Annotated in this window: 13 protein-coding genes; 4 read left to right on the forward strand and 9 right to left on the reverse strand. The window is 70.7% G+C overall.

Going from position 1 to position 25,434, the window contains the following annotated elements:
• Nucleotides 1-149 precede the first annotated feature (149 nt).
• Nucleotides 150-470: a hypothetical protein gene (locus tag AC07SQ_RS05040; RefSeq protein ID WP_062482657.1), complete on the forward strand. Its 321-nt coding sequence runs from the start codon at nt 150-152 to the stop codon at nt 468-470.
• A gap of 6 nt (nt 471-476) precedes the next feature.
• On the opposite strand, the gene AC07SQ_RS05045 is transcribed toward AC07SQ_RS05040, so the two are convergent.
• On the reverse strand, nt 477-974 hold the full coding sequence (locus AC07SQ_RS05045) for an arsenate reductase/protein-tyrosine-phosphatase family protein (RefSeq protein WP_354348103.1): 498 nt from the start codon (nt 972-974) through the stop codon (nt 477-479).
• Nucleotides 975-1,123: 149 nt separating this feature from the next.
• On the opposite strand from AC07SQ_RS05045, the gene AC07SQ_RS05050 reads away from it, so the two are divergent.
• Complete coding sequence (locus tag AC07SQ_RS05050; RefSeq protein WP_260684871.1) at nt 1,124-1,258, forward strand: hypothetical protein; 135 nt, start codon at nt 1,124-1,126, stop codon at nt 1,256-1,258.
• Nucleotides 1,259-1,318: 60 nt separating this feature from the next.
• On the opposite strand, the gene AC07SQ_RS05055 is transcribed toward AC07SQ_RS05050, so the two are convergent.
• The 5 genes from AC07SQ_RS05055 to AC07SQ_RS05075 are packed head-to-tail and all read right to left on the reverse strand — an operon-like array spanning nt 1,319 to nt 19,846.
• The gene (locus AC07SQ_RS05055; RefSeq protein WP_495270552.1) at nt 1,319-3,442 is read right to left on the reverse strand and encodes a site-2 protease family protein; all 2,124 of its coding nucleotides are present in this window, start codon (nt 3,440-3,442) and stop codon (nt 1,319-1,321) included.
• On the reverse strand, nt 3,436-4,788 hold the full coding sequence (locus AC07SQ_RS05060; RefSeq protein WP_495270551.1) for an efflux RND transporter periplasmic adaptor subunit: 1,353 nt from the start codon (nt 4,786-4,788) through the stop codon (nt 3,436-3,438). Before AC07SQ_RS05060 ends, AC07SQ_RS05055 begins: the two co-directional genes overlap by 7 nt.
• A gap of 28 nt (nt 4,789-4,816) precedes the next feature.
• A complete protein-coding gene (locus AC07SQ_RS05065) occupies nt 4,817-5,614 on the reverse strand; it encodes an efflux RND transporter periplasmic adaptor subunit (protein ID WP_369646535.1) in 798 nt (265 codons plus the stop codon).
• A 14-nt stretch (nt 5,615-5,628) separates the two neighbouring features.
• Nucleotides 5,629-7,554, reverse strand: coding sequence for a TolC family protein (locus tag AC07SQ_RS05070; protein WP_495276197.1), 1,926 nt, complete (start codon nt 7,552-7,554; stop codon nt 5,629-5,631).
• 34 nt (nt 7,555-7,588) lie between these two features.
• Complete coding sequence (locus tag AC07SQ_RS05075) at nt 7,589-19,846, reverse strand: cadherin-like domain-containing protein (RefSeq protein WP_495270549.1); 12,258 nt, start codon at nt 19,844-19,846, stop codon at nt 7,589-7,591.
• A 1,071-nt stretch (nt 19,847-20,917) separates the two neighbouring features.
• Here AC07SQ_RS05075 and AC07SQ_RS05080 point away from each other — a divergent pair.
• The gene (locus AC07SQ_RS05080) at nt 20,918-21,316 is read left to right on the forward strand and encodes a hypothetical protein (protein WP_062472018.1); all 399 of its coding nucleotides are present in this window, start codon (nt 20,918-20,920) and stop codon (nt 21,314-21,316) included.
• A gap of 139 nt (nt 21,317-21,455) precedes the next feature.
• A complete protein-coding gene (locus tag AC07SQ_RS05085; protein WP_495270548.1) occupies nt 21,456-22,136 on the forward strand; it encodes a GNAT family N-acetyltransferase in 681 nt (226 codons plus the stop codon).
• Nucleotides 22,137-22,145: 9 nt separating this feature from the next.
• Here AC07SQ_RS05085 and ltaE read toward each other — a convergent pair whose 3' ends face one another.
• The 3 genes from ltaE to AC07SQ_RS05100 are packed head-to-tail and all read right to left on the reverse strand — an operon-like array spanning nt 22,146 to nt 25,371.
• Nucleotides 22,146-23,186: a low-specificity L-threonine aldolase gene (gene ltaE / locus AC07SQ_RS05090; protein ID WP_495270547.1), complete on the reverse strand. Its 1,041-nt coding sequence runs from the start codon at nt 23,184-23,186 to the stop codon at nt 22,146-22,148.
• Complete coding sequence (locus tag AC07SQ_RS05095; protein ID WP_495270546.1) at nt 23,183-24,382, reverse strand: amidohydrolase; 1,200 nt, start codon at nt 24,380-24,382, stop codon at nt 23,183-23,185. Before AC07SQ_RS05095 ends, ltaE begins: the two co-directional genes overlap by 4 nt.
• Nucleotides 24,379-25,371, reverse strand: coding sequence for a tripartite tricarboxylate transporter substrate binding protein (locus tag AC07SQ_RS05100; protein ID WP_492727573.1), 993 nt, complete (start codon nt 25,369-25,371; stop codon nt 24,379-24,381). Before AC07SQ_RS05100 ends, AC07SQ_RS05095 begins: the two co-directional genes overlap by 4 nt.
• Nucleotides 25,372-25,434 lie beyond the last annotated feature (63 nt).

Consider the following 25,434-nt stretch of genomic DNA (forward strand, 5'->3'; position numbering starts at 1 on the left):
TGAACATCCGCATGACTTTCGGCACTCGCGCCGAAACAGCGTGCCATCTAGGATGGAGCGGCCGTGATCCGTCTCCCTCTTTCTGCGCATCCTCCCGACCGGCCTGCCCCGCAGGTCGACACCGTCCGCCCCGATTTCCGCGCCGCCGCATGAAGGACGAGATCCACTCCGCCGAGCACCTCTACACCATCGAAGTCGAGGGCCGCAACGTCACGGTGCGCGACGTGATGGTGGCGGCATTCACCTACCGCATCAAACTCGAGGAGCTGCTCGGCTCGCCCCGGCAGGTCGCGCACTGCTACCGGCTCTGGCGCCGGCTCGAGCGGCTCGACGAGCCCCCCATGACCCGCCTGGACATCAAGTACGCCACCGCTTGGCGCGACGCGCATGCGCAGGCTTGGCAGGTGGCGCAGGTGTTTCTCACCGACCCGCACACCAAGACCTTCGTGCTGCGGCTGGCCGCTCCCTAGATCGCCTCAGCGCATGTGCGCCATGTCGCGGATGTCGGAGCGCAGCGCGCTGCGGTCGGCGCCCACGAGCGGCAGGTTGACCAGCAATTCGAGCCGGCGGCGCAGCGAATACAGCACCTGCAGCGCGCCATGCGCGGCGTCGTCCGGGCCGGTGTTGGCGCCGGCCACGTCGGGGTAAGGCCACAGCGCCGCATCGGGCTGGCCGGGCCAGCGCGGCTGCAGCGGTTCGAGCGCGGGGTCGAGCGTGATGACGACATCGGCGTTGTGCGATCCCGCGCGCGCCAGCAGGTCCCAGCTGCGCGGCGGCGAGATCGGCAGGGCCATGCCGGCGCTGCCCAATGCCTCGACGGCCGCGGGGTGCACGTCCGCCGCCAGCCGCCCCGGCTGCCCGCACGAGCGCACCGAAAAGCGCTTCGCATCGAGGTGGGCAAGACAGGCCTCGGCCAGCACGCTGCGCAGCGAATTGCGCCGCGAGACAAAGACAACCTCGATCCGTTTCTGCATGGTCGAACGACTATAGCCACGCCGTGTGGCAGGTGGGTGCCAGCGCGCAGGGACCCTTTTGCAGACGCCTGTTTACCCCGGACCTGCAGACATGACAAATAAGTGTAAACACTCGTAAACCTTGCGGGATGGGTCGGCGTTAGAACCGCATGACAACCGACCCCTCCCTCGTTGTGCTTGCTTTCCTGGTCGGTCTTGCCGCGGGCGTGACGCTCATGAGCATGCTGGCGGTCCTGCGTTCCGACCAGGACCGCCTGCCGCGCTCCGAGCACACCCGGCTGTAAGGCAGACCGCGGGCATCGCCTGCCGGCACGTGGCCGGCCGGCGCAAGCGGGCGCGCTTGTTCAGAACCCCGACTGCTCGATCAGCACCGCGGTCGCCGCATGGACCCAACGGCGGGCCAGGCTCTCGCGGGTGCCTTCGAAATGCGCGCGCACCTCGCGCACCCCGTCGACCGGCGCGTCGTCTTCTCCCTCCACCGTCACGCGGAACCAGGCTTCGGCCGGGCGCAGGTCTTTTTTCTGCGCGGTCGGGTTGAGCGCGATCGGGCCGCCGTGGTCCTGCGCCAGCAGCAGGTGCGGCAGCCGGCGCACCGGGCTGTTGTCGATGGCACGCACCTGCCCTTCGAGCTTGCGCGTGCGGCCCTTCACGAGGATCACCGCGCGGCTGCCGGCCGCCAGGCGCTGGCGGTCGTGCTCGGGCACCAGCGCTTCCACGCGCCAGCGCCGGCCGTCGACCACCATCGCCATGAGCTGCGACGGCGCCACCCACGTGCCGGACTGCAGCAGCGGATCGACGTCGCGCAGCGTGCCGCCGTGCGCCGCCACCAGCCGCAGGCGCAGCAGCTCGGCGTCGCGCGCGCGGCGTTCGGTGTCCCAACGGCTGGCCTGCTGCTCGGCCAGCACCTGCTGCGCCGCCGGTCGTTCTTCCAGGCCCATGGCGCCGCGCGCCGCGCGCGCGTAGGCGCTGGACATCACGCGCGCCTTCTCGCGCTCCTCGGTCTGGCCGGGCGCTTCGAGCGTGACCAGCGACTGCCCCGCGGCCACGGCCGCACCGTCGTTCGCCTCCATCGCCGCCAGCCGCGCCGCGTAAGGCGAGAACACAGGCTGTTCGACGCCGGCCCGGATCACGCCCGGCGCCGAGATGCCGCCGTGCCACGGCACCAGCAGCACCGCCGCCGCGAACGCGAGCAGCAGCACCGCGCCGAGGCGCCGCCGCGGCCTGATCTCGCCGCGCCGCGCGTGCCACACGCGCAACTCGGCCATCACCGGCCGCACCACGAACACGCCCATCTCGACGATGAACAGGAACACACCCAGCGCCTTGAAAAACGCGTGGTAGACGACGACCGCGATGCCGATGAACAGCACCAGCCGGTAGACCCAGGTGGCGAACGCGAAGGCGATGAGAAAGCGCCGGAAGCCCGGCGTCAGCGTCTCGGGCGATGGATCGTCGAAGCCCAGCAGCCAGCGCCGCAGCGCGCGCTTCGCCTGCTGTCCCGCGCGTTCGTGCAGGCCCGGAAAATCCAGCGCGTCGGTCAGCATGTAGTAGCCGTCGAAGCGCATGAAGGGACTGGCATTGACGGCCAGCGTCAGCACCCAGGCCGTCGTCGCCAGAAAGAACAGCGCGTTGCGCAGGTCGCCGTCGGGCATGAAGGCCCACAACAGCGTCGACCACGCGGCCAGCACCAGCTCGGCGCAGATGCCGGCCGACGCGATGGCCAGGCGGTGTTGTGAGCGCGCCAGCTTCCAGCTCTCGCCGGTGTCGGTGTAGGCCATCGGCCACATCACGAGCAGCGCGACGCCCATGTGCCCCACGCGCACGCCGTGGCGCGTGGACATGAGCGCGTGCCCCATCTCGTGCAGCAGCTTCGACACCACGAGCGCGCCGGCAAAACCCAGCACGCCCTCCCAGCTGATGGCGCCGCGCAACTGGGCCGCCACCGTGTCCCACTGCCGCGCGGCCAGCAGCACGCCGACGCCGGCGGCCAGCGCGCTGAGCGCCACGAACCAGCGGCTGTAGAGCCACTCGACCCAGGGCAGCATCTTCTCGAGCAGCCGCGCCGGCCGCACCAGCGGAATGCGCACGAACAGGTAGTTGTTGAGCAGCCAGCGCCACGCCGGCATCGGCGGTTTACGGCGCACGGTGCGCAGCAGCTGGTGCTGTTCGAGAAAGCCCTGGAAGCGCGCCACGTCGTCGGCGTCGGGCGCCAGCGGGGTGTCGCGTTCGATCGCCTGCGCGATGCGCGCGGCGTCGGCCATCGGCCAGCGCTGAAGGATCTCGAACTCCAGCCAGCCGATGCGAAAGAACAGGTTGCGCACCGGGTCGCACACGTGCCAGGCCGGCGAGCCGTCGCCGTTGTCGCCGGCCGGATGGATCTGCAGTTCCTCGCGCAGCGCCGGCCACGGCGGCGGCGCTGCGGCCCCCGCAGGGGCGCCACGGCCTGCGAGCGCCGTGCCGCTCAGCACCCGCACCACTCCCGCGCCGCCGCGAACGGCCGGCGCAGCAGCAGGTAGCCGAGCACGGTCCACTCGCCCGACACGCGCGCCGTGCCGCGCAAGCCGATGCGCGCCACGCCCGAGGGCTCGCTCAGGTGGCCGCGCAGCTGGTAGCTGGCCACGCCATTGGGCGCCTCGACCGCCTGGTAGCCGGCGTGGTCGAGCCGGGCCGACACCGGGTCCAGCGGCGCCACGCGCAGGAACAAGGTCATGGGCGCGCCCGGCGCGAGGTTGACCGCCTCGCTCACCGGCGCCCAGGCCTGCACGCCGAGCACGGCCGGGTCGGCCAGCAGCCCGACGCGCTCGCCGGTCTGCACCGGGCGGCCGGCCCAGTCGTCGGGGTCGGAGTACACGAACACGCCCGCCGCCGGCGCCTTGATCTGCAGCTGCGCCACTTCGCGCTGCAGCGCACCCACCTCCACCTCGCGCTCACGCAGCTTGCCTTCGGCCAGGCTCAGCTCGGCCTTGGCCGACTGCGACTCGATGGCCCGCTGCGAGGCCTGGTGCAGTTCCAGCCGCGCGGTCGACAGCGCCGCGCGCGCCACGGCCAGCCGGTTGTCCAGCGTGGTGTCGTCGAGCTCGGCGATGGTCTGGTCGGCCACCACCGGCGTGTTGGGCGGCACGGTCATGCGGCGGATCACGCCGTCGCGCGGCGAGGCGATCACCTGGCTGCGCGTGGAGATCACCTCGGCCTGCAGCAGCGCGTACTCGCGCACCGGCACCAGGAGCGCGAGCGGCAGCAGGGCCAGCGCCCAGCGCAGCGGCTTGCGCGCCCACGCTTCGTGCAGCAGCGTGCCGATGGAACGACGGCGACCGGTCAGCGCCCACCACGCGTGGCCGTACATCGCGGCGGCCTGCAGCAGCAAAAACTCCGGCGCCTTGGCATCGAACTCGGTAGGCCACGGCGCCTCGCGCGCCAGGAACAGCGCGGCGCGCGCGCGGCCGTCGGGGTCGGCCATGGGCAGCACCCACACCTGGTCGGGCAGCCAGTCGGCCCACGAGGCGGCGAGCGCGGGCGGCAGCATGCCGGGCGACAGCGCCAGCACGCGCGCGGCGGCCGGCAGTTCGTCCAGCCGCGCCTTCAGGTGGTCGGCCACCGAGGCCAGCCACAACGCATAGGGCGAGTCGGACTCGACATCGGCCAGCCCCGAATGCGCCACCAGCCGCGTGCGGCGCGCGCCGAAGAAGCCGACCAGCGCGGCCTGCCGGTACGGCGCGAGCGCGTGGGTCTCGTTGCAGATCAGGAAGGCCAGGTCGGCCGGACGCTGCGCCGCGCGCACCTTCGCGGCCAGCGCATGGAACGCGAGATCGGTCACGACGCTCCGCCCTTGCCGCGCGCGGCGCTCATCCCCTGCCGACCGGCGCGCGCACCTGCCCGCTCATGCCCGGCAGCACCTGGCCGGCCGCGTCGCCCGCGAGCTCGGCCTCGATCTCGATGGTCTGGCTCACCGCGTCCACGCGGCCCGACACGCGCGTGACCTTCAACACCACCGCAGCGCCGGTCTCGTCGACCGTGGCGTCCAGGCGCTGGCCGGTCTTCAGCCACGCGAGCCATTGCGAGGGCACGTTCATGCGCGCCTTCAGCGGGCCGTTGCCGACCAGCTCGACCACCGGCGCGCCGGGGTTCACGCCCTGCCCCACCTTCACATGCACGCGCGCCACCTTGCCGGCGAAGGGCGCCACGAAATTGCACTGCGCGATCTGCGCATCGAAGATGCGGACCTGGCTCTGCGCCTTGTTCACGTTGGCCGCGGCCAGCTCGACCTCGATCTCGGCCGCCGACTGCAGGCCCTGCAGCTTCAGCTTGCCCACGTACTGCACCTTGGCGGCCTCGTGCTCGGCCCGCGCGGCGGCGCGGCGCGCCTGGATCTCGTCGCATTCGTAGGCGGCCAGCACCTGGCCCGCGCGCACCGTGTCGCCCAGGCTCACCGGCACCTTCGCGAAGCGGCCCGGGGCCGAGGCCGAGAGCACGCTTTCCTGCGCGGCCACCACGAGAAAGCGCACCGGCGCCAGGTTGCCCGGCGCGCCCGCCGGGGCGCTGCGCGGCGCGGGTGCCGGCTGGGCGCCGGCCTGCAGGGCACCGCCCAAAGCGCAGGCCAGGAGCACGCCGATGCGAAGCGCGGAGAAGGACGACGGTTTCAAGGGCGGGCTCGCTTTCACTTCTGCGTCACCGTCGCGCCCGTGCGCGCGAGGCGCCGCACGTCCGTGATCACCGACAGCGTCGCCGCCTCGGCGAAGGCGCTCACGGCGCTTTCGGTCGTCACGGCCGGCACGTAGCTCGCGTAGTTCTGCAACAGCAGCTCGCGCCCGCCCGGCTCGGCCAGCGTGAGCCGCCACTGGGCGCGCGTGGTGCCGCGCTGCTGCGGCACATTGCGCTGGAAGGCCAGCGTGAGCACGAGCGCATCGGCCGACCCCGAGGCCACCAGCTCGTTGCGCGTGACGATGCGCTCGACTGCGCCGCGCACCGCCGCTTCGCTCACGCCCGATGGCAGGTCGCGCACGCGCACGCTCACCGGCCGGTTGCGCACCGGGATCAGCGCCGCCTCGAGGAACACCGCCTTCTCGCCTTCGGCCATGCTCTGCTCGATGGCCCTGGCGACGGTCTTGATGTCGGTGCTGGCCACCGTGGCCGGCATCAGGTCGATGCCGACCGAGTTGAGCACCCGGCCGTACGAGGTCTGCGTGGCTGCATAGGCCGTGGCGAGCTGGAAGCGCGACACCAGCGCGCGCGCATCGACGCGCAGCGCCTCGAGTTCGCTCTCGAGCTGGTTGCTGGCGCCGGCGCGCGCCACGCTGGCCATGCGCTGGTCGACGCGGCTGGATTCGGCCGCCAACTCCTGGTCGACCACCGCCAGCTTGTAGCGCTCGGCCGACACGCGCACCTGCGTGACCACCGCCATGGTCAGCGCCAGGCGGCGGGCCTCGTCGGTCTTCTTGCGCGCGTCGTTGGTGCGGTTGATGGCCGGGATGGCCGCCAGCCGGAACAGGTCCATCGACAGGCTCACGCCCGCGTCGCTCCAGTTGCTGTTGTAGAGGAAGGAGTTGGAGTCGTAGCGCGCCCCGGCGTACAGGTTCAGGCTGGGGAACAGCGAGGCGATCTGCTTCTTGGTCTCGGCGATGCCGATGCGCGCCTTGTAGTCTTCTTCGCGCAGCTCGGCGCGGTTTTCCAGCGCGGCGATCTCGAGCTTGTCGATGTCCAGCGTGACCGGCGCGCGCCCGTCCTGCGGCCCTTCGACCAGCGTGAAGTCGACGCCCGGCGGCAGGCTCATGAGCGCGGCCAGCTCGCGCTTGGCGAACTGCATCTCCTGGCGCTTGGCGTTGACCAGCGACATCGCATCGAGCAGCGCGCGCTGGTAGGCCAGGCCCTGCGCGGGCGGCAGCACGCCGGCGCGCTCGGCCTCGCGCGATTTCTTCAGGGCATCTTCGATGCGCACGGCCAGCCGGTCGGCGTCGCCGATGAGCTGCTGCGCGCCGATGGCGCGCCAGTAGGCGCTGCGCACGTCCTGCGCGATGTTCTGCAGGATCTTGCGGCGGCGCTCCTCGGCGATGTTGACTTCGTCGGCCGCCTGCTTGGCGCGGAAGTAGCTGATGCCGAAGTCGAGCGCGTTCCACGACAGCGTGGCGCGGCCGTAGTAGTGCGAGCGCTGCTCCGAGGTCGAGGGCCGCAGGCTCACCACGCGGTCTTCGATGCCGATGCTGGTGCCGCCCGAGTCGTTGCTGCGGTCGTTGTAGCCGGCGTCGGCCACCAGCTTGGGCAGCATGTCGGCGGCCGACACGTCGAGCAGGCCGCGCGCCAGGGCCGATTCCATGAGCTTCAGGCGGTAGTCGGCGTTGTACTTGAGCGCGCGCGCCAGCACCTCGGAATACGTCATGGGCGTGGCGACCGTGGCCTGGTCCTTGTACAGCTGCTTCTGGTCGTGGCGCACGCGCACCACGATCTCGTCGCGCGTGAGCTGCACCGGCGTCATGCTGCAGCCGGCCAGCATCAGCGCGGCCGCTGCGGCGGTCCACGACAGGGGGAAACGGAAGGTCGACGCGGGGTGCTTGTGAATGTCGGTCATGGTGCTCGATGGGTAGGACATGGTTCGATGGCTCCGGCGTTTTTCTCTGCGTCGATCAGCTCGTGGGCACGCGCACGGTGGGCGTGGCGCGCTGCGGATGCCGCAGCAGCTCACGCACCGCGTCGCGCTCCGCGGCGGCCGCGGCCACGCGGCTGGAGAACGAGCGCGCCGTGTCGGTGGCCACCGGCGCGGCGGCACCGGCTGGCGGCGCCGCATCGGCCTGCGCCGCCTCGGCGGACGGATGCGCCGCATCGGCGCGCGGCACCACGATGCGCCCACCGTCGCGCGCGGGTGCTTCGGACACTTCGGGTGGCGGCGGCTGATGCGGCGCCGAGAAGCTGTCGAAGTCGCCGAACAGCGGGCTCGCGCCGTCGACCAGCTTGCCGGCCGTGACACCGCGCAGCGCGAGCGTCTGCTCCACGTCGCGCACCATGCGCAGCGAGAAGGCCACGCCGTCGCGGCTCACGTGCTCGGCGTAGTCCACGCCCTGCGGCTCGCCCCACAGGTCGGTGGGACGGTCTTCGCCGAAGAGACGGTCGCCGCCCAGCGCGCGCGCGGCGATCGCGCCCGACAGCATCTGGCTCAGGCGCTGCGATTCCTGCACCGCGATCTGCACGAACAGCGCCGGCGTCATCGACTGGTCGATGCGGCGGCTGGGGTCGCCGAAGTCCGCCGGGAACACCTGGTCGCCCGTGAGCGGCCGGTGCTGCGAGGTGCCGTTGATCGTGACGACCAGCTTCGCCGTGCTGGTGCTGCCGTCGGCGTCGGTGATGACGTAGTCGAACACCTCGGTCAGCGTCTGGCCGTCGCCCAGCGAGGCCACGCGCACGTTGCTGGCGTTCACCGAATAGCTGTAGCTGCCGTCGGCGTTCAGCCGCAGGTTGCCGTAGCGGCCCGCCGTCGATCCGCCGATGGTGCCGGCCACGCCCTCGAAAGAGACGCCCGTGACCGGCGTCGGCGTGCCGTCCGCACCCAGGCGGTCGGCCATGTCGTTCGCGCCCATGCCGCTGCCGCCGAACACGTTGCCGGTCGCCGTGGCGCCGGGGCGCGCGGTGCCGATGGCGGTGGCGTCGTTGCGTGCCGTGGGCACGTCGTCGATCACCAGCACGCGCAACGTGCCCTGCGTGGTGTCGCCGTCGCGGTCGGTCACCTGCAGCGCGATGTCGTCGGTGACCTGCCCGCCCGCATGGTTCTGCGCGGCGCCCAGCACGTAGGTGTAGCGCACGGTGCCCGTGGCCGCATCGAAGCCGGTGAGCGTGATGCGCCCGCGGTCGGTGGCGATGGTGACCGGGCTCGTGCCGAGCGCGGCCAGCTGCGCCGGCGTGAGCGTGGTGCCGTGCACCGCGATGCTGCCCAGGCCGTCGGGCGCCGTGACGAAGAAGCTGCCCGAGACCGTCTCGCTCGCGTCGCCCGGCTCGACCAGGCCGCGCTCGTACACGGTGGCCTGCCCGGCCGTGTCGGGGCCGTTGTTGTCGCCGATCACCAGCGTCACGCCGTCGTTCGCACCGTGGATGGTGAGGGTCAGCGTGGCGGTGCTGGTGTCGCCGTCGTTGTCGGTGAGCGTGTAGCTCACCACCTCGGTCAGCGTGTCGCCCACGACCAGCGCCTGCACGCGCGGGTCGGCGTTGTTCAGCGTGTAGGTGTAGCTGCCGTCGGCGTTCAGCACGATGCGGCCGTAGGTGGTGGTGATCGGCACGCCCACCGTGCCGGCCACGCCGCCGAAGCTCACGCCCGTCACCGGCACGCCGTTGGCGTCGTCGGCGCCGAGGGTGTCGTTGGCCTTCACGTCGCCGCCCACCGTGTTCGGCACGCCGTCCTCGGTGATGGCGTGGGTGTCGTTCACGGCCTCGGGCACGTCGTCCACGATGCGCACGGTGAGCGTGCCCGTGGCCGTGTCGCCGCCGGCGTCGGTCACGAGCAGCGCAATGTCTTCCGTGCTCTCGGTGGCGTTCGGCTGCGGCACCTGCCCGTCCAGCGTGTAGGTGTAGGCCAGCTCGCCCGTCGTCGGCACGCCGCCCACCGAACGGGTGGGCGTGAAGCCGGTGAGCACCAGCGTGCCGCGCGGCGTGTCGATGGTGACCGGTGTCGTGCCCAGGTTCGCCAGCTCGGCCAGCGTCAGCGTGCGGTTGCCCACCGTGATGCTGCGCATGCCGTCGCTCGCCGAGACCACGATGGTGCCGGTGGTGTGCTCGCGGGTGTCGGGGCCGGCCGGGCCGTCGACCAGCCCGCGCTCGTGCACCTCGGCCTGCCCCGTGGCTGCGCCGTTGCCGTCCACCGCGCCGATGGCCGGGTCGCCGTCCAGGCGGCCGTGGATGGTGATCGTCAGCGTGGCGGTGCTGGTGTCGCCGTCGGCATCGGTGATCGTGTAGCGCACCGTCTCGGTCAGCTGCTCGTTGGTCTTGAGCGCATTGACGGCGGCGTTGTCGTTGTCCAGCGTGTAGGTGTAGCTGCCGTCGGCGTTCAGCACGATGGCGCCATACGTGGTCGTGAGCGACACGCCCACCGTGCCGGCCGCGCCGCCGAAGCTCACGCCCGTCACCGGCACGCCGTTGCCGTTGTCCGCGCCGTCGCGGTCGTTGGCCTTCACGTTGCCGCTCACCGTGTCGGGCACCGCGTCCTCGGTGATGGCGGCCGTGTCGTCGGTGGCCTGCGGCGTGTCGTTGACGATGAGCACGGTGAGCGTGCCGCTGGCCACGTCGCCGTCGCGGTCGGTCACCGACAGCGCGATCTGCTCGGTCACTTCGGTCAGCACGCCGCCGGATCGGTGGCTCTGCGGCGCGCCCAGCACGTAGGTGTAGCTGACCGCGCCGCCGGTCACGATGCCGTTGGGCAGCGTGGTGCCGCTGAAGCCCGTCAACTGGATCTGGCCGTCGGGCGTGTTGATCGTGATCGGCGCGCCCGGCGTGAGCGCCTGCAGCTGCGCCAGCGTCACCACCGTGCCGCCGACGTTGATGCTGGCCACGCCGTCCGCCGCCGTGATGTTGAAGCTGCTGGCGGCGCGCTCGCCCGTGTCGGTGATGCTCACCAGGCCCGACTCGAACACCGTGACCTGCCCGGTCGCCGCGCCGTTGGCGTCGGTGACGGCGATGCCCGGCAGGTCGTTGGCGCCGCGGATGGTGATCGTGAGCGTGGCGGTGCTGGTGTCGCCGTCGGCATCGGTGATCGTGTAGCGCACCCGCTCGGTCAGCGTCTCGCCCACCGACAGCGCCTGCACGCGCGCGTCGGCGTTGTTCAGCGTGTAGGTGTAGCTGCCGTCGGCGTTCAGCACGATGGCGCCGTAGGTCGTGGTGATCGACGCGCCCACGGTGCCGGCCGCGCCGCCGAAGCTCACGCCCGTGACCGGCGCGACGTTGAAATCGTCCGCGCCGATGGTGTCGTTGGTCGCCAAGTTGCCCGACACCGTGTTCGGCGCGGCGTCTTCGGTGATGGCGGCCGTGTCGTCGGTGGCCTGCGGCACGTCGTCCACGATGCGCACGGTGAGCGTGCCCGTGGCCGTGGCGCCGCCGGCGTCGGTCACCTGCAGGTCGATGGCTTCGGTGCTCTCGGTCGCGCCCGGCTGCGGCACCTGCGCGCGCAGCGTGTAGGTGTAGGCCAGGTTGCCCGCCGTGGGCACGCCGCCCACCGAGGTGGTGGCCGTGAAGCCCGTCAGCGTGAGCGTGCCCAGCGGCGTCGTGATGACGACCGGCGTGGTGCCCAGGTTGGCCAGCTCGGCCAGCGTCAGCGTGCGGTTGCCCACGGTGACGGTCTGCAGGCCGTCGGCCGCCGACACCGTGACGACGCCACTGCCGTTCTCGCGCGCATCGGGACCGGCCGGGCCGTCGACCAGCCCGCGCTCGTGGACCTCGGTCTGGCCCGTGGCCGCGCCGTTGCCGTCCACCGGCACGATCTCAGGGCTGGCGTCGGAGCGGCCGTGGATGGTGATCGTCAACGTGGTGGTCGAGGTGTCGCCGTCGGCGTCGGTGAGGGTGTAGCTCACCGTGTCCGTGAGCGTCTCGCCGTCTTTCAGCGCGTTGACGCGCGGGTCGGTGTTGTCCAGCGTGTAGCTGTAGCTGCCGTCGGCGTTCAGCACGATGGAACCGTATTCCGTGTCCAGCGCGCTGCCCACGGTGCCGGCCGTGCCGCCGAAGCTCACGCCCGTCACCGGCACGGCCGTGTCCGCGCCCTCGCGGTCGTTGGTCTTCACGTTGCCGCTCACGGGGTTCGGCGCGGTGTCTTCGGTGACGCTGTTCGTGTCGGGGTTCGCGGTGGGCACGTCGTTCACGATCAGCACCGTGAGCGTGCCGCTGGCCACGTCGCCGTCGCGGTCGGTCACGCTCAGCGCCACCGCCTCGGTCACTTCGCCCGCGCTGTGGTTCTGCGCCGAGGTCAGCGTGTAGGTGTAGCTGACCGTGCCGCCGGTCACGACGCCGTTGGGCAGCGTGGTGCCGCTGAAGCCCGTGAGGCGGATCTGGCCGTCGGGCGTGGTGATCGTGATCGGTGCGCCCGGCGTGAGGGCCTGCAGCTGCGCCAGCGTCACCATCGTGCCGCCCACGTTGATGCTGGCCACGCCGTCGGCCGCCGTGATGTTGAAGCCCGCGCCCGCCGTCTCGCTGGTGTCGCCCACGCTCGTCAGGCCCGACTCGTGCACCGTCACCTGGCCGGTCGCGTTGCCGTTGGCGTCGGTCACCGTGATGCCCGGCACGTCGTTGCTGGCGCCGCGGATGGTGATGGTGATCTGCGCGGTGTCGGTGCCGCCCGCGCCGTCGGAGATGGTGTACGTGAACAGGTCGGTGAGCGTCTCGCCGGCGATCAGCGCCTGCACGCGCGGGTCGCTGTTGTCCAGCGTGTAGGTGTAGCTGCCGTCGGCGTTCAGCACGATGCTGCCGTGGGTGCCGGTCAGCGGGCTGCCCAGCGTGCCGGCCGTGCCGGCGCCGGCCTCGGGGCCGGTGCGGATGCTGGTGACCGTGAGCGTGGTGCTGTCGGGGTCGTGGTCGGCCTCGCCGGGAATGCGCCCGCTGATGACGTTGCTGCCCACCGAGGGCGTGTCTTCGTCGATGCTGTGCGTGTCGTCGACCGCGGTCGGCGGGTCGTTCACGGCGGTGATCGTGAGCGTGCCGGTGAGCACGTTGCTGTTCAGCGGCTGCGGGCCGCCCGCGTTGCCGCCGGGCTGCACGTTGTTGCCGTCGTTGAGCACGATGGTGTAGACGCGCTCGTTGTCGGTGCCGAACGCCGTCGGGTTGTCGCTGCTGCTGCGGTAGGACAGCTGGTCGAGCACCGCCCGCACCTCGGCCACGGTGGTGTCGGCGTCGAACTGCACCACCAGCGGCGCGCCGTTGCCGCCCGAGACGCTGACGCCCGGGGGCAGCACGCCGTTGACGAACAGCTGGTCGCCCGGCTGGTAGCCGTCCAGGCTCACGGTGAGCGAGCCCGCGCCGAACACGCCCGCGGCCAGCCCGGGCGTGGTCGCCAGGTCGAGGTCGCCGACCGTGCCGCCGCTGACCAGCGCCACCGGCGGAATGCTGACGCCGGTGCCGGTCTGGTTGTTCTCCACCGCGGTCGCGCCGGTGGTGCCGCCGATCACCGGCGCGTCGTTGCGCGGCGCGATGGTGGTCGACACGTTGCGCAGCACCGACCACTGGCTGGTGGCGTCGTTGACGGTGGCGCTGATGTCGCCGCTGCCCGCCGCCACCGGCGCATCGGACACGCGCACGACCAGCCCGCCGGGCGTGCCGTTGAAGTCGGCCGCCGGCACAAAGCGCAGCTGCGCGCTGGTGGGCAGCAGCAAGGCGCTGGTGTCGGACGCGCCCGTCGGCACGGCGAGCCAGTCGGTGCCGTTCAGGCTGTACTCCCACGCGCCCTGCGCGGCGTTGGCGTTGTTGCCCACGATGGCGATGCCGCCGAACGAGGTCGATGCATCGCCGCCGCCGCTGATGGCCGTCTGGTTGTCGGTCGCGTCGCCGTAACCGCCGCCCAGGAGCGTGTCGACGCGCACACCAGCACCCGTCACGTCCTCGACGCCGGCGGGCACGGTCGCATCGGTCGCCGTCGGCCGGTCGTTCACGTTGATCACCGTGGTGCTGAGCACGATGGTGCCGGCGCTGTAGACGGTGGTGCCGCCGTTGTTGGCACCCGCCACGTTGACCGTCGAGCCCGAGATGGGATCGGCCGTGGCGCTGTCGTTGTTGGTGTCGGTCTCGACCAGCCGCACGGTCAGCGTGGTGGGCGTGCCGTGGAAGTTGGCGGCCGGCACGAAGCGCAGCTGCGCGTCGGCGGCCAGCACCAGGGCCGTGCTGTCGGTGCGTGCGCCGACGGGAATCCAGGTGCTGCCGTTGTCCAGCGAGTACTGCCAGGCCCCCTGCGCGGGGTCCGGGACGTGGCCCGTGATCGCGACGCCGAAGAAGGTGTCGGACGAACTGCCGCCGGTGCCACCGTTGCCGCTGTTGTCGATCAGGTCGGCGCCGTCGTCGAAGTGCGAGCCGAACAGGGTGCCCACGGGGGTGCCGGCCGCGTTGTTGCCCACGTCTTCGGTGACGTTCGGCAGCGTCTGGGTGGTGCCGCCCACCACCACCGGCGCGTCGTTGACCGGCGCCACCGTGAAGACGAAGGTGCGCGTGGTGACCAGGTGGTTGCTGACGCCGTCCTCGTAGGCGAAGGTGCCGGTCGTGCTGTTGTCGCCGGGCGCCAGGACGCCCGGACGCCCGCCGGTGTGGCCCTCGTCGTTGACCACCACGGTCACGGTGAAGGCGCCGTTCCAGTCGGCCGGCAGCGCGGCGCCGGGGGCGTCGGGCAGCGCGATCGAGATGGCGTTGATGCGGCTGTTGATCTGCGCCAGCGTGCCGGTGATGGTGATGCTGGCGCCGCCCAACGGGCCGACCGAGCCGCCGCTGCCGCCCACGCCGTTGATGACGAAGCCGGGGGGCACCGACACCGTGGCCGTCAGCACGTCGGTGGCGGCCGCGTCCTGGTCGGTGACCGTGAGGCCGGACAGCGTGACGCTGCCGTTGCCGTTGCCCTCGTCCACCGTCGGGTTGCCGGCCGCGATGTGGGCCGGGTCGTTGATCGACGACGGGAACAGCGTGCGGTAGGCCGAGGCCACGTTGGCCGTCAGCCCCGCGGGGATCAGCGCGTAGGGGTTGACGTTGGTGGTGGGCACCGCCACCGTGCCGCCGTTCGCGTTGTTGTTCTCGCCGCCGTTGGCGCCGCCCGCCAGCGCGCCGCTGCTGTTCTCGCGCAGGCGGTCGTCCACGATGACCTGCACGCGGTAGGTCTGGTCGGTGTTGGCCAGGCTGCCGCCCAGCGCCACCTGCAGGCCATCGAGGTAGGCCTGCACCTGCGCGCGCGTGCCGCGGATGACGAGCGCGCTGCCGGTGCCGTCGTAGGTGCTGTCGATGGTCACGCCCGAGCCGGCTGCATTGCTCGAGGTGATGGTGATGGCGTCGCTGCCGCCGTCCGTGTACTGCGCCGCGCCCAGCGGCGCGCCCGTGCCGTTGGTGATGCGCACGGTGACCTGCAGGAAATCGGCTTCGCCGGGCGCGATGCCGCCGCCGTCGCCGTCGATGTCCAGGTCGCGCACGACGAAGCCCGGCACGGCCGCCGGCGTGCTGCCGCCCGTCAGGTACAGCGGCGTGTTCGGGTTGGTGCCCGGCGTGAGCCCGGCCGTCGGCGCGTCGTTGACCGCCACGATGGTCAGCGCCATCGTCATGTCGGGCGGGTTGTTCGACACGCTGCCGCCGCCGGTGTCGCCGCCGATCTGCGAGCCGGTGTCGTCGAAGGACACGGTGAGCGTCACGTCGCCGGCGTCGGCGCCGTTGAGGTCGTGGTTGACGTGGGTGGCGCTGCGGTAGGTCAGGCCCGTGGCGGCGCCGCTGGTGATCAGCTCCTGGATGTCGCTGGCGCGCCCGGTGAGCGTGAGTGCGCCTGTGTTGTCGCCGGCGATGGTCACGACGCGCCCGCTGGGCAGCGTGAAGCTCGTCTGCCCGCCGGTGCCGCCGATGCCCAGCGTGCCGTTGGGCACGGTCAGCCGCAGCGTGATGGGCGTGCCGAAGGCGGCCGACTCGGGGTCGGACACCACGAAGCCCGTGCCGATGTAGGTCGGCTGGTCTTCATAGACCGTGTGCACGGGCGGCACGACCAGCACGCCCGGGTCGTTCTCGCTCGACGCGCGCACCAGCACCGAGGCGGCCGCGAGGTTGCCTGTGATGTCGCCGGTGGTGGGCACCGTGTCGGCGTACCAGTCGTACTCGGTGGTCGGGATCGCGATGTTCGGCCCGCCCGGCACGCTCGGCTCGTTCTGCGGGCCGCCGTTGGCGCCGGGCTGCAGCACGCCGGTGGCGGTGTCGCGCAGGCGGTCGTCGACGATCACCTGCAGCCGGTAGGCCTGGTCGCGGTCGGTGTCGAAGGTGAGCGTCAGGCCCGCCAGCGCGGCGTTCACCTGGGCGCGCGTGCCGCGCAGCGTGAGGAAGTCGCCGCTGCCGTTCTTGTCGGCGTCGACGGTCACGCCGCCCATCGAGGTCGAGCCGATGGTGGCACCCGTGTAGGCCGCGGCATTCAACGGGTTGCCGTTGGCGTCCAGCAGCCGCACCGTCACCTGGACGAAGTCGGTCTCGCCCTGGATCACCGCGTCCAGGTCGGTGTCGCCCACGTGGAAGCCGGGCACGGGGTTGTGCGCCGGGTTGCTGCTGTCGATGTCGATCGGGCCGGCCGGCGCGGTCACCGTGGGCGCGTCGTTCAGCGGCGTGACGTAGATCCAGAACTGGCCGCCGGTCTGTTCCTTGTCGCCGTCGCTCAGCGTGAAGGTGAAGCGGTCGCTCGGCGGATCGCCGTTGGCTTCGGTGTGGCCGTCGGATTCGTCGCCCGAATTGAAGTAGTAGATGCGCCCGGCGTTCACGTCGGCCTGCGTGAACGAGGAGCCCACGCCCAGCGCCACGAAGTTGACGCCGTCGGTCGAGTACATGATGCGCCCGTGCGTGGTGACGGAGGTGATCGTGTACTGCAGCTGCGTGAGCGTGCTGTCGGGGTCGAAGGCCCTGAGCATGCCCGGCGTGATCTGGCCGCGCCCGCCCTCGGCCACGGTCAGCGGCTGGTTGGCGGTGCCGGGCGGGTCGGGCTGCGTCGGGTCGGGCGCGATCACCGGCGCGTCGTTGACGTTGGTGATCTGGATGCCGACGGTGACGGGGTTCGACGCGGCGCCCCAGCGGTCCACGGCATGCACGTTGAACTGGGTGGTGCGCACCTCGGAACCGTCGCTCACGAAGCGCAGGCCCGTGGTGCCGGCGCTGCCGGTGATGAGCGACGCATCGATGCGCTGCCCCACGGCCACGGCCACCCAGGCGGCGCCGTTCCAGTACTCCAGCTGGCCGCCCGTGGGCAGGCTGTCGAACTCGAACTGCATCGCGCCCGGCCCGCTGCCGGCGTTGTTGAAGGCGTAGTTCGGGTCGCCGTTCAGCAGCGTGGCCGAGCCTTCGAGGTAGCTTTCGCTCGCGGCGTCGTCCGCATCGACCACGCGGATCTGGCCGGTCGTGAGGTAGGCGGTCTCGCCTTCGCGGATGACCGTGTTCGACGAGCCGGTGGCCACGGGCACGTCGTTGACCGGTGTGATGAAGAACGAGAAGCTGGTGTTCCAGACGTTGCGCACGCCGCCGACGGCGACGCCGGCCGTCACCGAGAGCGACACGGCCGACTCGAAGTCTTCCACGTCGCCGTCATGCTGGAAGCGGATACGCCCGGCGTTCAGGTCTTCCTGCGTGAAGGTCTCGTAGGTGTCGATGTCGACCCAGGCCGCGCCGTCGAAGCGCTGCAGCACGCCGTTGCGCACCGGCCCCGTGGTGCCGGTGTAGTCGGTGACCGTGTAGATCACCTGCGACGGCGGCACGCCCTCGACCACGTAGCTCAGGCCCGGCACGGTGTTGAAGTCGGAGCCGGTGCCGCCCAGCACCACCGAGCCGCCTTCGCTGAGCGTGCCGCGCGTGGCGCCGTTCTGGTCGGTGCCCGCGTGGTTGGAGCCCGAGGTGGTGACGGTGCCGTCGATGGTCTGCAGCGGATCGCCGTTGCCCGCCGGGGTCTCGACGAGGTTGATCGTGAACTCGTAGGTCTTCAGCGTGCCGTCGGGGTTGCGGTCGGCGCCCTCGCGGATCACGGTGTTGCCGTTGGCGTCCCAGGTCGGGCCGAGCGTGTTGTCGACCACCTGGAAGCTGAAGGTGTCGGTATCGCCCGCCGCCGCGCCCTGCGTCTGCACGTACTGCACGCGGCCCGAACGCACGTCTTCCATCGTGAAGGTGCCGCCCGGCGGCAGGATCTTTCCGTCGAGCAGCAGGTAGCCCTGGTTCAGGCCGTTCATCGAGGTGACGGCGAAGGTCAGGTTGTCGTCGCTCGAATCGACGTCGGTCGCGCCGAGCATGCCGGGCGTGAGCGTGACGGTGTAGCCGCCGCCCGCCGGGTCCACGGTCGCCTCGAGCGTGCTGCCGGGATCGAGCACCGGGTCGTCGTTGGCCGGGCGCACGTTGATGGCGATGGTGCCCGAGGTGGACGACGGCGTGCCCGTGCCGCCGCCGGCGTCGCTCACCGTGACGCCGAAGCCGTCGGTGAACGGGTAGCTCTGCCCGTTGTTGTCGCGCTGGCCGTTGTTGCCGTAGGTGAGGCCGCCGCGGTCGTCGTAGCCGAACACGAAGCCGGCGTCGATGTCGGCCTGCGTGATGGCGCGGTTGGTGACGTTCTGGGGCACGCCGCCGATCAGCACCGTGCCCGTGAAGTACAGCGTGCCGTCGGTGGGCAGGCTGGTCAGCCGCACCGTGAGGTCGCCGCTGGCGTCGTCGCCGCCGCCGTCGGCGACGATGAAGTTGCCCACGACCGAGCTCGGGTTGCCGCTGCCGTCCACCGCGTTGGGCGGCTGCCCTTCGAACACGCTGCCCCCGCCCGAGACCACCGGCGGCTGGTTCAGCGGCGTGACGTTCAGCGTGATGGTGGCGTGGTCGGAGCCGGCCAGCGGCGTGGCGCCGTCGTTGACGACGATGACGAAGCTGTCGTCCAGGTTCTGGTCCGCGCCGGTGGCCGTGTGCACGTAGGCGACGCGGCCCGCGAGCACGTCGGCCTGCGTGAAGACCGAGCCCACGCCGATGCGTTCGCCGTTGAGCGTGAGGTAGCCGTGCGTGGTGTTGGTCGCGATGCCGTAGACGATCTGGCCGGTGTTCTGCGAGCCGATCGTCACCTCGGGGTCGATGGCGTTGAGCGTGGTGCCGGTCAGCAGCGTGGTGCCGCCCTCGGAGACCGTCTGCGCCGCGTCGGCCACCGTGGTCGGGTCGTTCGACGGCGTGATCGTCACGTCGAGCGCGCGGTTGGCGGTGAGCGCCGGCGTTTCCGAATCGGTGATCGACACCAGGATGCGCGTGGTGGCCGTGGCGTTGCCCAGCTCGGTGTCGGCGGCGGTGAACACCAGCTGGTTGATCCAGGCGTTGGCGTCGGCCACGCTGCCGACGAAGCGGTAGCCGCCGGGCACGGTGGTGACGCCGGTCATGCTGGCGCTGGACAGCGCGCCCAGCGCGGGGTTCTCGACGGTCACGTCGATCGTGACGTTGCCCGCGCCGTCGTCGGTGAGCGTCCAGCCGCTGAGCGTGGCGCGGTCGGCGCCCGGCGCGTTGAGCGCGCTGGGTTCGCTGACCGTGATGCGCGGCGTGGTCGTCGACACGGTGGGCGCAGCCAGCAGGCCGTCGTAGTCGGCGGCGGCGAAGGCGCGCGACTCGATGAGGCCGGTCGCGACCTCGAGCGACCAGTCGCCCTGGCGCGACGCCGCGCCGGTGGAGTCGCTCGACGCCGCCACGTCGGCGCCCGTGGCGCGGCCCAGGGCCTGCACGAAGCGTTGCCCGTCGGCGCCCACGTCGCACCCGTAGAGCAGGATGTCGCCGTCCGCGCCCAGGCTCGCGCCGATCGCCTGCCAGGCGCCGGCCGAGCGCGCCAGGCCGGCGACGTCGAGGGTCTCGTTGCCCAGCGTGATCTCGCCCGCGCTGCCGTGGCTGAGGATGTGCAGCGCCGTGAGGCCGCTGCGCCCTTCGAGCGCCTGGCGCAGCTGTTCGACGCCGGACGAGCCGGTGTCCAGCAGGATCAGGCCGGCGCCCTGCGGCACCGAAGCCGCGAGCTGCTGCCAATTGGCAACATTCTTGTCGACCACGTAGACCTCGCTGGCCGGGGTCGGGGCCGGGCCAGGCGCGGATCGCGCGTCCGCTTCGGGCGTGCTTTCGCGCCCATGCGGCACGGCAACGGGCGCCGCCGCGTCGGCGGCATGCGGCGCATCCCCGTGCGGGCCCTGCGGCGCGTCCGCCGGTGCCGCCGCGGCGGCCTCCACAAAAGCGGCGCCATCAAATAGCTGCCGGCTTTCCAGCGCAAATCGATGAGCGCGTGGGCGAAGGAATTGGGGCGATTGAGACCTTGGCATGGCTCAAAGTGTGACGACAAATATGCAAATGTGTCCACTATTAACGTTCTATCTTTTCGAGCCAATACCGTCAAAAAATCGCAAAAACAACGGCTTCCTTTGCTTTTCTCCTCAATTTGAAATTAATTGTTACTCGCGCGTCGCGATCCATTCACTTGCTCATATGGAAGGCATATCCATCGCCGTATTCCTCTCCGTGCAAGGCAATCTTCCCTCGACAACCAGACGATCGAAGCCTTTGCGAATTTCGCTCATTCGAATTACCCGATCTATTTCAAATTTTCAACTACGGGATTCCGTAGAAAATCGGGGTGGGAATTCCCTATTCCTTGATGGCAAAGAACTCGCTCGTCATGAATGGCGTGCCAGCGCCTCAATTCATCGCAACCGATTCACAACTGAAAGAGGATGTGCATGCCATCCTGCAATGAGAACCTTTGCCATAAGAATTAATTGATGCAATGCACAAGCCAAGGGTTCGGCGGCAATTCGATCGACCGGGAACCGGGCCATGTCCTGCCGGCTGCCGCGCGCTGCGAGGAGCGGGTCTGCAGCACGGGGTTGTAACCATGTGCGTGACGCCGAAGAGGCACGGCAGGCTGCTCGGCCGACTCCGGAAATGGACCGCAGCGCGCCTTCAGGAAACTTCGCGCGGCCTCGTCGCCTCGATGTAATTCGAAAGAATCAACAACATCCGCTTGCAGATGCGAGACCGGTCAAGCACCCGGTTCGACGGGCCATCGCGCCCCCTGCGTACGCCTGCGCACCTTCGAATGCTTAACCCGGCAATATTTAACGATTCAAGATGATTGTTACGTTTTTGGAGCATCTGCAGGCCCACGATTCCGGCCTTCGCGGGGGTCTGTTGCACAGGGCGCGGTGATACTGTTCCGGCCCCGAATCTTGCGTTCCTGGTGTGCTCACTGCGCGCCGGAGGACACGAGGCGTGGCACATCATCCAACTCGCTCATGTAAGAAAAAATGAACAAACTGCTCGCACTCATCTTCGTGGCTGCCGCCATCACCGCTTGCTCGAAGCAAGAGTCCACGCCCGCAGCGCCGGCCGCTCCCGCAGCACCTGCTGCCACCGCACCGGCCACGCCGGCACCCGCACCGGCCGCCAGCGCACCGGCTGCTGCCGCGCCCGCTGCCACCACGACGGCATCGGCCGACGTGCCCAAGGAATGCCAGGAGTACCTGGACAAGGTGAGCGCCTGCGTGGGCAAGCAAAGCGGCGCCGCCGCCGACGCGCTCAAGGGCAGCCTCGAGCAGACCAAGGCCACCTGGGCCAGCTACGGCGCCAACGCCGCCCAACTCGGCGCTGCCTGCAAGGCCGCTTCCGACGCCTTCGCCGCACAAGCCACGGCCATGAAGTGCTGATGCACTGAGTCGCTGACGCCGGCGAGGTTGCCCTCGCCGTGCGATGCGACACACCTCCTCGTCACCGACGAGGAGGCGCCGCTCCCACTACAGCGGACGGCGCACCAACGGTTCCTGTCAGACCGAAAGAATCCTTCCCATGACAGACCTCCTCACCAACCTCACATGGCACGCCCTCTCGGGCCCGCATGCGTCTTTTGCCGCCGGCACATCGACCGCACGCCGCTACGCCACAGGCTTCTCCCCCATCGTCGGCTTTGCCGACGCACTGCATCCCGACCTCGACGCGCTTCTGCCCTACTGCACGCCGGACGAGCACTTCTATGCCATCGGCTGGTCGGGCCCCGCGCCGTCCACATGGCAGGTCGACATGGAATCGGTCATCGTGAAGATGATCTGGGACGCGCCTGCGCCCGTGGCCGATACGCTTCCTGATGTGGTCCGGCTCGGCGCAGCAGATGTAGAACAAGTGCTGACCCTGGCCGACCTGACGCGCCCCGGCCCCTTCTCTACGCGGACCATCGAACTCGGCGAGTACTTCGGCTGCTTCGACGCGGACGGCCGCCTCGTGGCGATGGCCGGCGAACGCATGGCCGCCGGCACGCTGCGCGAGATCAGCGGTGTCTGCACGCATCCCGATGCGCAGGGCAAGGGCTACGCGAAGCGCCTCGTCACGCGCCTGGTGGCGCAGCAGATGCAGCGCGGCGAAGTGCCGGTGCTGCATGTGATGCAGGGCAACGCGGGCGCGCGGCGCATCTATGAACGCATGGGTTTTCGCGTGCACAGCGAACCCGTCGTTCGCGTGATCTCTCGGCGCTGAGCGGCGCCTCTACCGCCTCAGGAATTCGCGCAGCGCATCGAGCGCGCGCAGCGCACCGGCTTCGTCCACGTCCCGGTGCGTGACCAGGCGCAGCCGGCCGTACAGCATCGAGACACGGATGCCCTTCTCTTGCAGGTGCTTTTGAAGTGCGTGTGCCGTGTCCTGCCCGCGATCGGCCAGATCGAGGAACACGATGTTGGTCTGCGGCGCCTCTGCCCGCACGCCGGGGCTGTCGCACACGCCTTCGTACAGCAGCTTCGCCAGCCGATGGTCTTCGGCCAGTCGCTCGACGTGATGGTCCAGCGCATGCAGCGCCGCGGCCGCCAGCACACCGGCCTGGCGCATTGCGCCGCCCGCCGCCTTTCTCACGCGCCGCGCCCGTGCAATGAAGGCCGCGCTGCCGCACAGCGCACTGCCGACCGGCGCGCCCAACCCCTTGCTGAAGCACACCGACACGGAGTCGAAGTGCCCCGCGATGCGCCGTGCGCCGGCCTCGGGCGACGTCGCATCGCTGGCCGTGGCCGCGTTGAACAAACGCGCGCCATCCAGGTGCGTCGACAGGCCGCGCTGCCTCGCCAGATCGGTCGCCGCGCTCAGGTAGGCATCAGGCAGGCAGCGCCCGCCCAGCGTGTTCTCCAGTGCAAGCAGCCGCGTGACGGCGAAGTGCTCGTTGTCCGGCTTGATCGCCTCGGCGATCGCCGCCAGCGGCAAGGTGCCGTCTTCCGCGTGGTCCAGGGGCTGCGGCTGCACGCCGCCGAACATCGCGGCGCCGCCGGCCTCCCAGCGGTAGCAGTGCGCCATCTGGCCGACGATGTATTCGTCGCCGCGCCCGCAATGCGCCAGCACCGCGCACAGGTTGGCCTGCGTGCCAGACGACACGAACATCGCTGCCTCGAAGCCCAGCATGCCGGCGATGCGCGCCTGCAGTGCGTTGACGGTCGGGTCTTCGCCGTAGGTGTCGTCGCCCACGGGCGCGCGCTGCATCGCCTCGTACATGGCGGACGTGGGCTGCGTGACCGTGTCGCTGCGCAGATCGACGCACGCGTTCATGCCGCACCCAGCGTGCCGCCGAGTTCCTTGTTGACGACCGAGAGCCAATAGGCGATGCCCAGCGGCAAGGCCTTGTCGTTGAAGTCGTAGTACGGCGTGTGCACGTCGCCCTGGCCGTCGCCCTTGCCCAGGCCGTTGCCGATCAGCATGTAGGCGCCGGGGCGCTTGCGCGCGAAGAACGCGAAGTCGTCGCCACCGGTCAGCGGGGCCTGCTCGGGGTTCACGGCCTGCAGGCCCACCACGTCGTGCGCGGCGCGGATCGCGTTGCGCGTGGCGTCGGGGTCGTTCACGAGCGGCACGGAGTTCCACCAGCACTTCACGTGCACCGACGCTCCCTCGGTGGCGGCCGCGTGCTGCGCATGCTCGCGCAGGCGCTTTTCGAGCAGCGCCTGCACCTCGTCCGAGAATGCACGCATGGTGCCGGAGATGCGCAGCTCGGCGGGGATCACGTTCATGGCCTCGGGATCGCCCGCGCCGATGTGGCCCACGCTGATGGTGGCCGGGTCGGTCGGCGCCACGTTGCGGCTGACGATCGACTGCAGGCCGAGGATGAAGTGCGCCAGCACCACGCTCAGGTCGGTCGACAGGTGCGGGTAGGCGCCGCCATGGCCGCCAGTGCCGTTGAACCGCACCTGCCATCGCCCCGACGCCGCCATCATCGCCTGGCTGCGGATGCCGAACTGGCCCAGCGGCAACGCGGGCATGGTGTGCATGCCGAAGATGCGGTCGCAGGGAAAGCGCTCGAACAGCTGCGCCTCGAGCATCGCCAGCGCGCCGCCGCGCCCTTCTTCCGCGGGCTGGAAGATCAGGTGCACGGTGCCCTCGAAGTCGGGGTTCTCGGCCAGGGCCTGGGCCGCGCCGAGCAGCATCGCCGTGTGGCCGTCGTGGCCGCAGGCGTGCATGCGGCCACGGACCGTCGAGGCATGGCCCAGCGTGTTCTGCTCGCACAGGGCCAGGGCGTCCATGTCGGCGCGCAAGCCGATGGCGCCCGCCCCCGCGCGCCGGCCGCGCACGACACCGACCACGCCGGTGTTGCCGACCTTCTCGTGGGTCTCGATGCCCCAGTCGCGCAGCTTGCCGGCGATCAGCGCGGAGGTGCGAACCTCTTCGAATCCCAGCTCGGGGTTGGCGTGGATGTCGCGGCGGATGGCCGCGATCTCGTCGATGTGCCGGTTGGCGAGGTCGAGGAGGCTCATCGCGCCACCTCGCTCTTCTCGGGCGGCATGCGCGAGACGATGCCCTGCATCTTGCCTTGCGTGTCGGCCACGACCTCGGCGAAGCCGGGGCGCGCGCCTGCGGCGGCCGGCATGAAGCCGATGCGACGCAGGTTCGCCGCCACCTTGTCGTCGGCCAGCACGGCATCGACGGCGGCCGACAGGCGCTGCGTGACGTCCGGCGGCGTGCTGCGCGGCACGAAGAAGCCCAGCCAGGTGTTCAGGTCGATGCCCTTGAGGTACTTGCTCTCGTTGAGCGTGGGCACGTGCTTGAGCAGCTCGTCGCGCTGCAGGCCGGTGGTGCCGAAACCGCGCACACGGCCACTCTCGATGGCTTCGGGAAAGGTGGCCGGCGCCACCAGCGTCAGGTCGACCTGGCCGCCCAGCAGGTCGGTCACCTGCGTGGAGCCGCCCTTGTACGGCACGTGCAGCATCGAGGTGCCGCTGCGCTCCTGGATGTCGCGCATGACCACGTGCTGCAAGGTGCCGATGCCCGAGGTCGCGTAGCTCAGTGCGCCGGGGTTCTTGCGCGCGAACTCGATCAGCTCGTCGGTGGTGCGCGCCGCAATGCCGGGGCGCCCCACCAGCACGAACGCGGAGTCGCCGACGCGCGCCACCGGCACCAGGTCGTCGGTCTTGTAGCTGACGGCGCGATTGACCAGCGGTGCCAGCACCACTTCATTCACCGAGCCGAGCAGCAGCGTGTAGCCGTCGGCGCGGGCACGCACCACCTTGGCGGCACCGATGGCGCCGGCACCGCCGCCGAGGTTTTCGATCAGCACCGGCTGGCCCAGCTGCTTGCCGAGCGCCACATGCAGCGCCCGCGCCATGGCATCGACGGAGCCGCCCGCCGGGTACGCCACCACGACCGTCACCGGCTTGTTCGGATAGGCCTCGGGCGGTGCCGCATGGCCGTGAAAGGCCGCGGCGCACAGCAGCGCGGCAGCGAGGAGTCGGGTTCTTCTTGGCATGGTCGGATGGATGTCGCTGGAATGAACTGGAAAGGCCATTCTTCAATGACTGCCCCACGGGGA

The sequence above is a fragment of the Variovorax sp. GW821-FHT06D12 genome, from assembly GCF_059419205.1.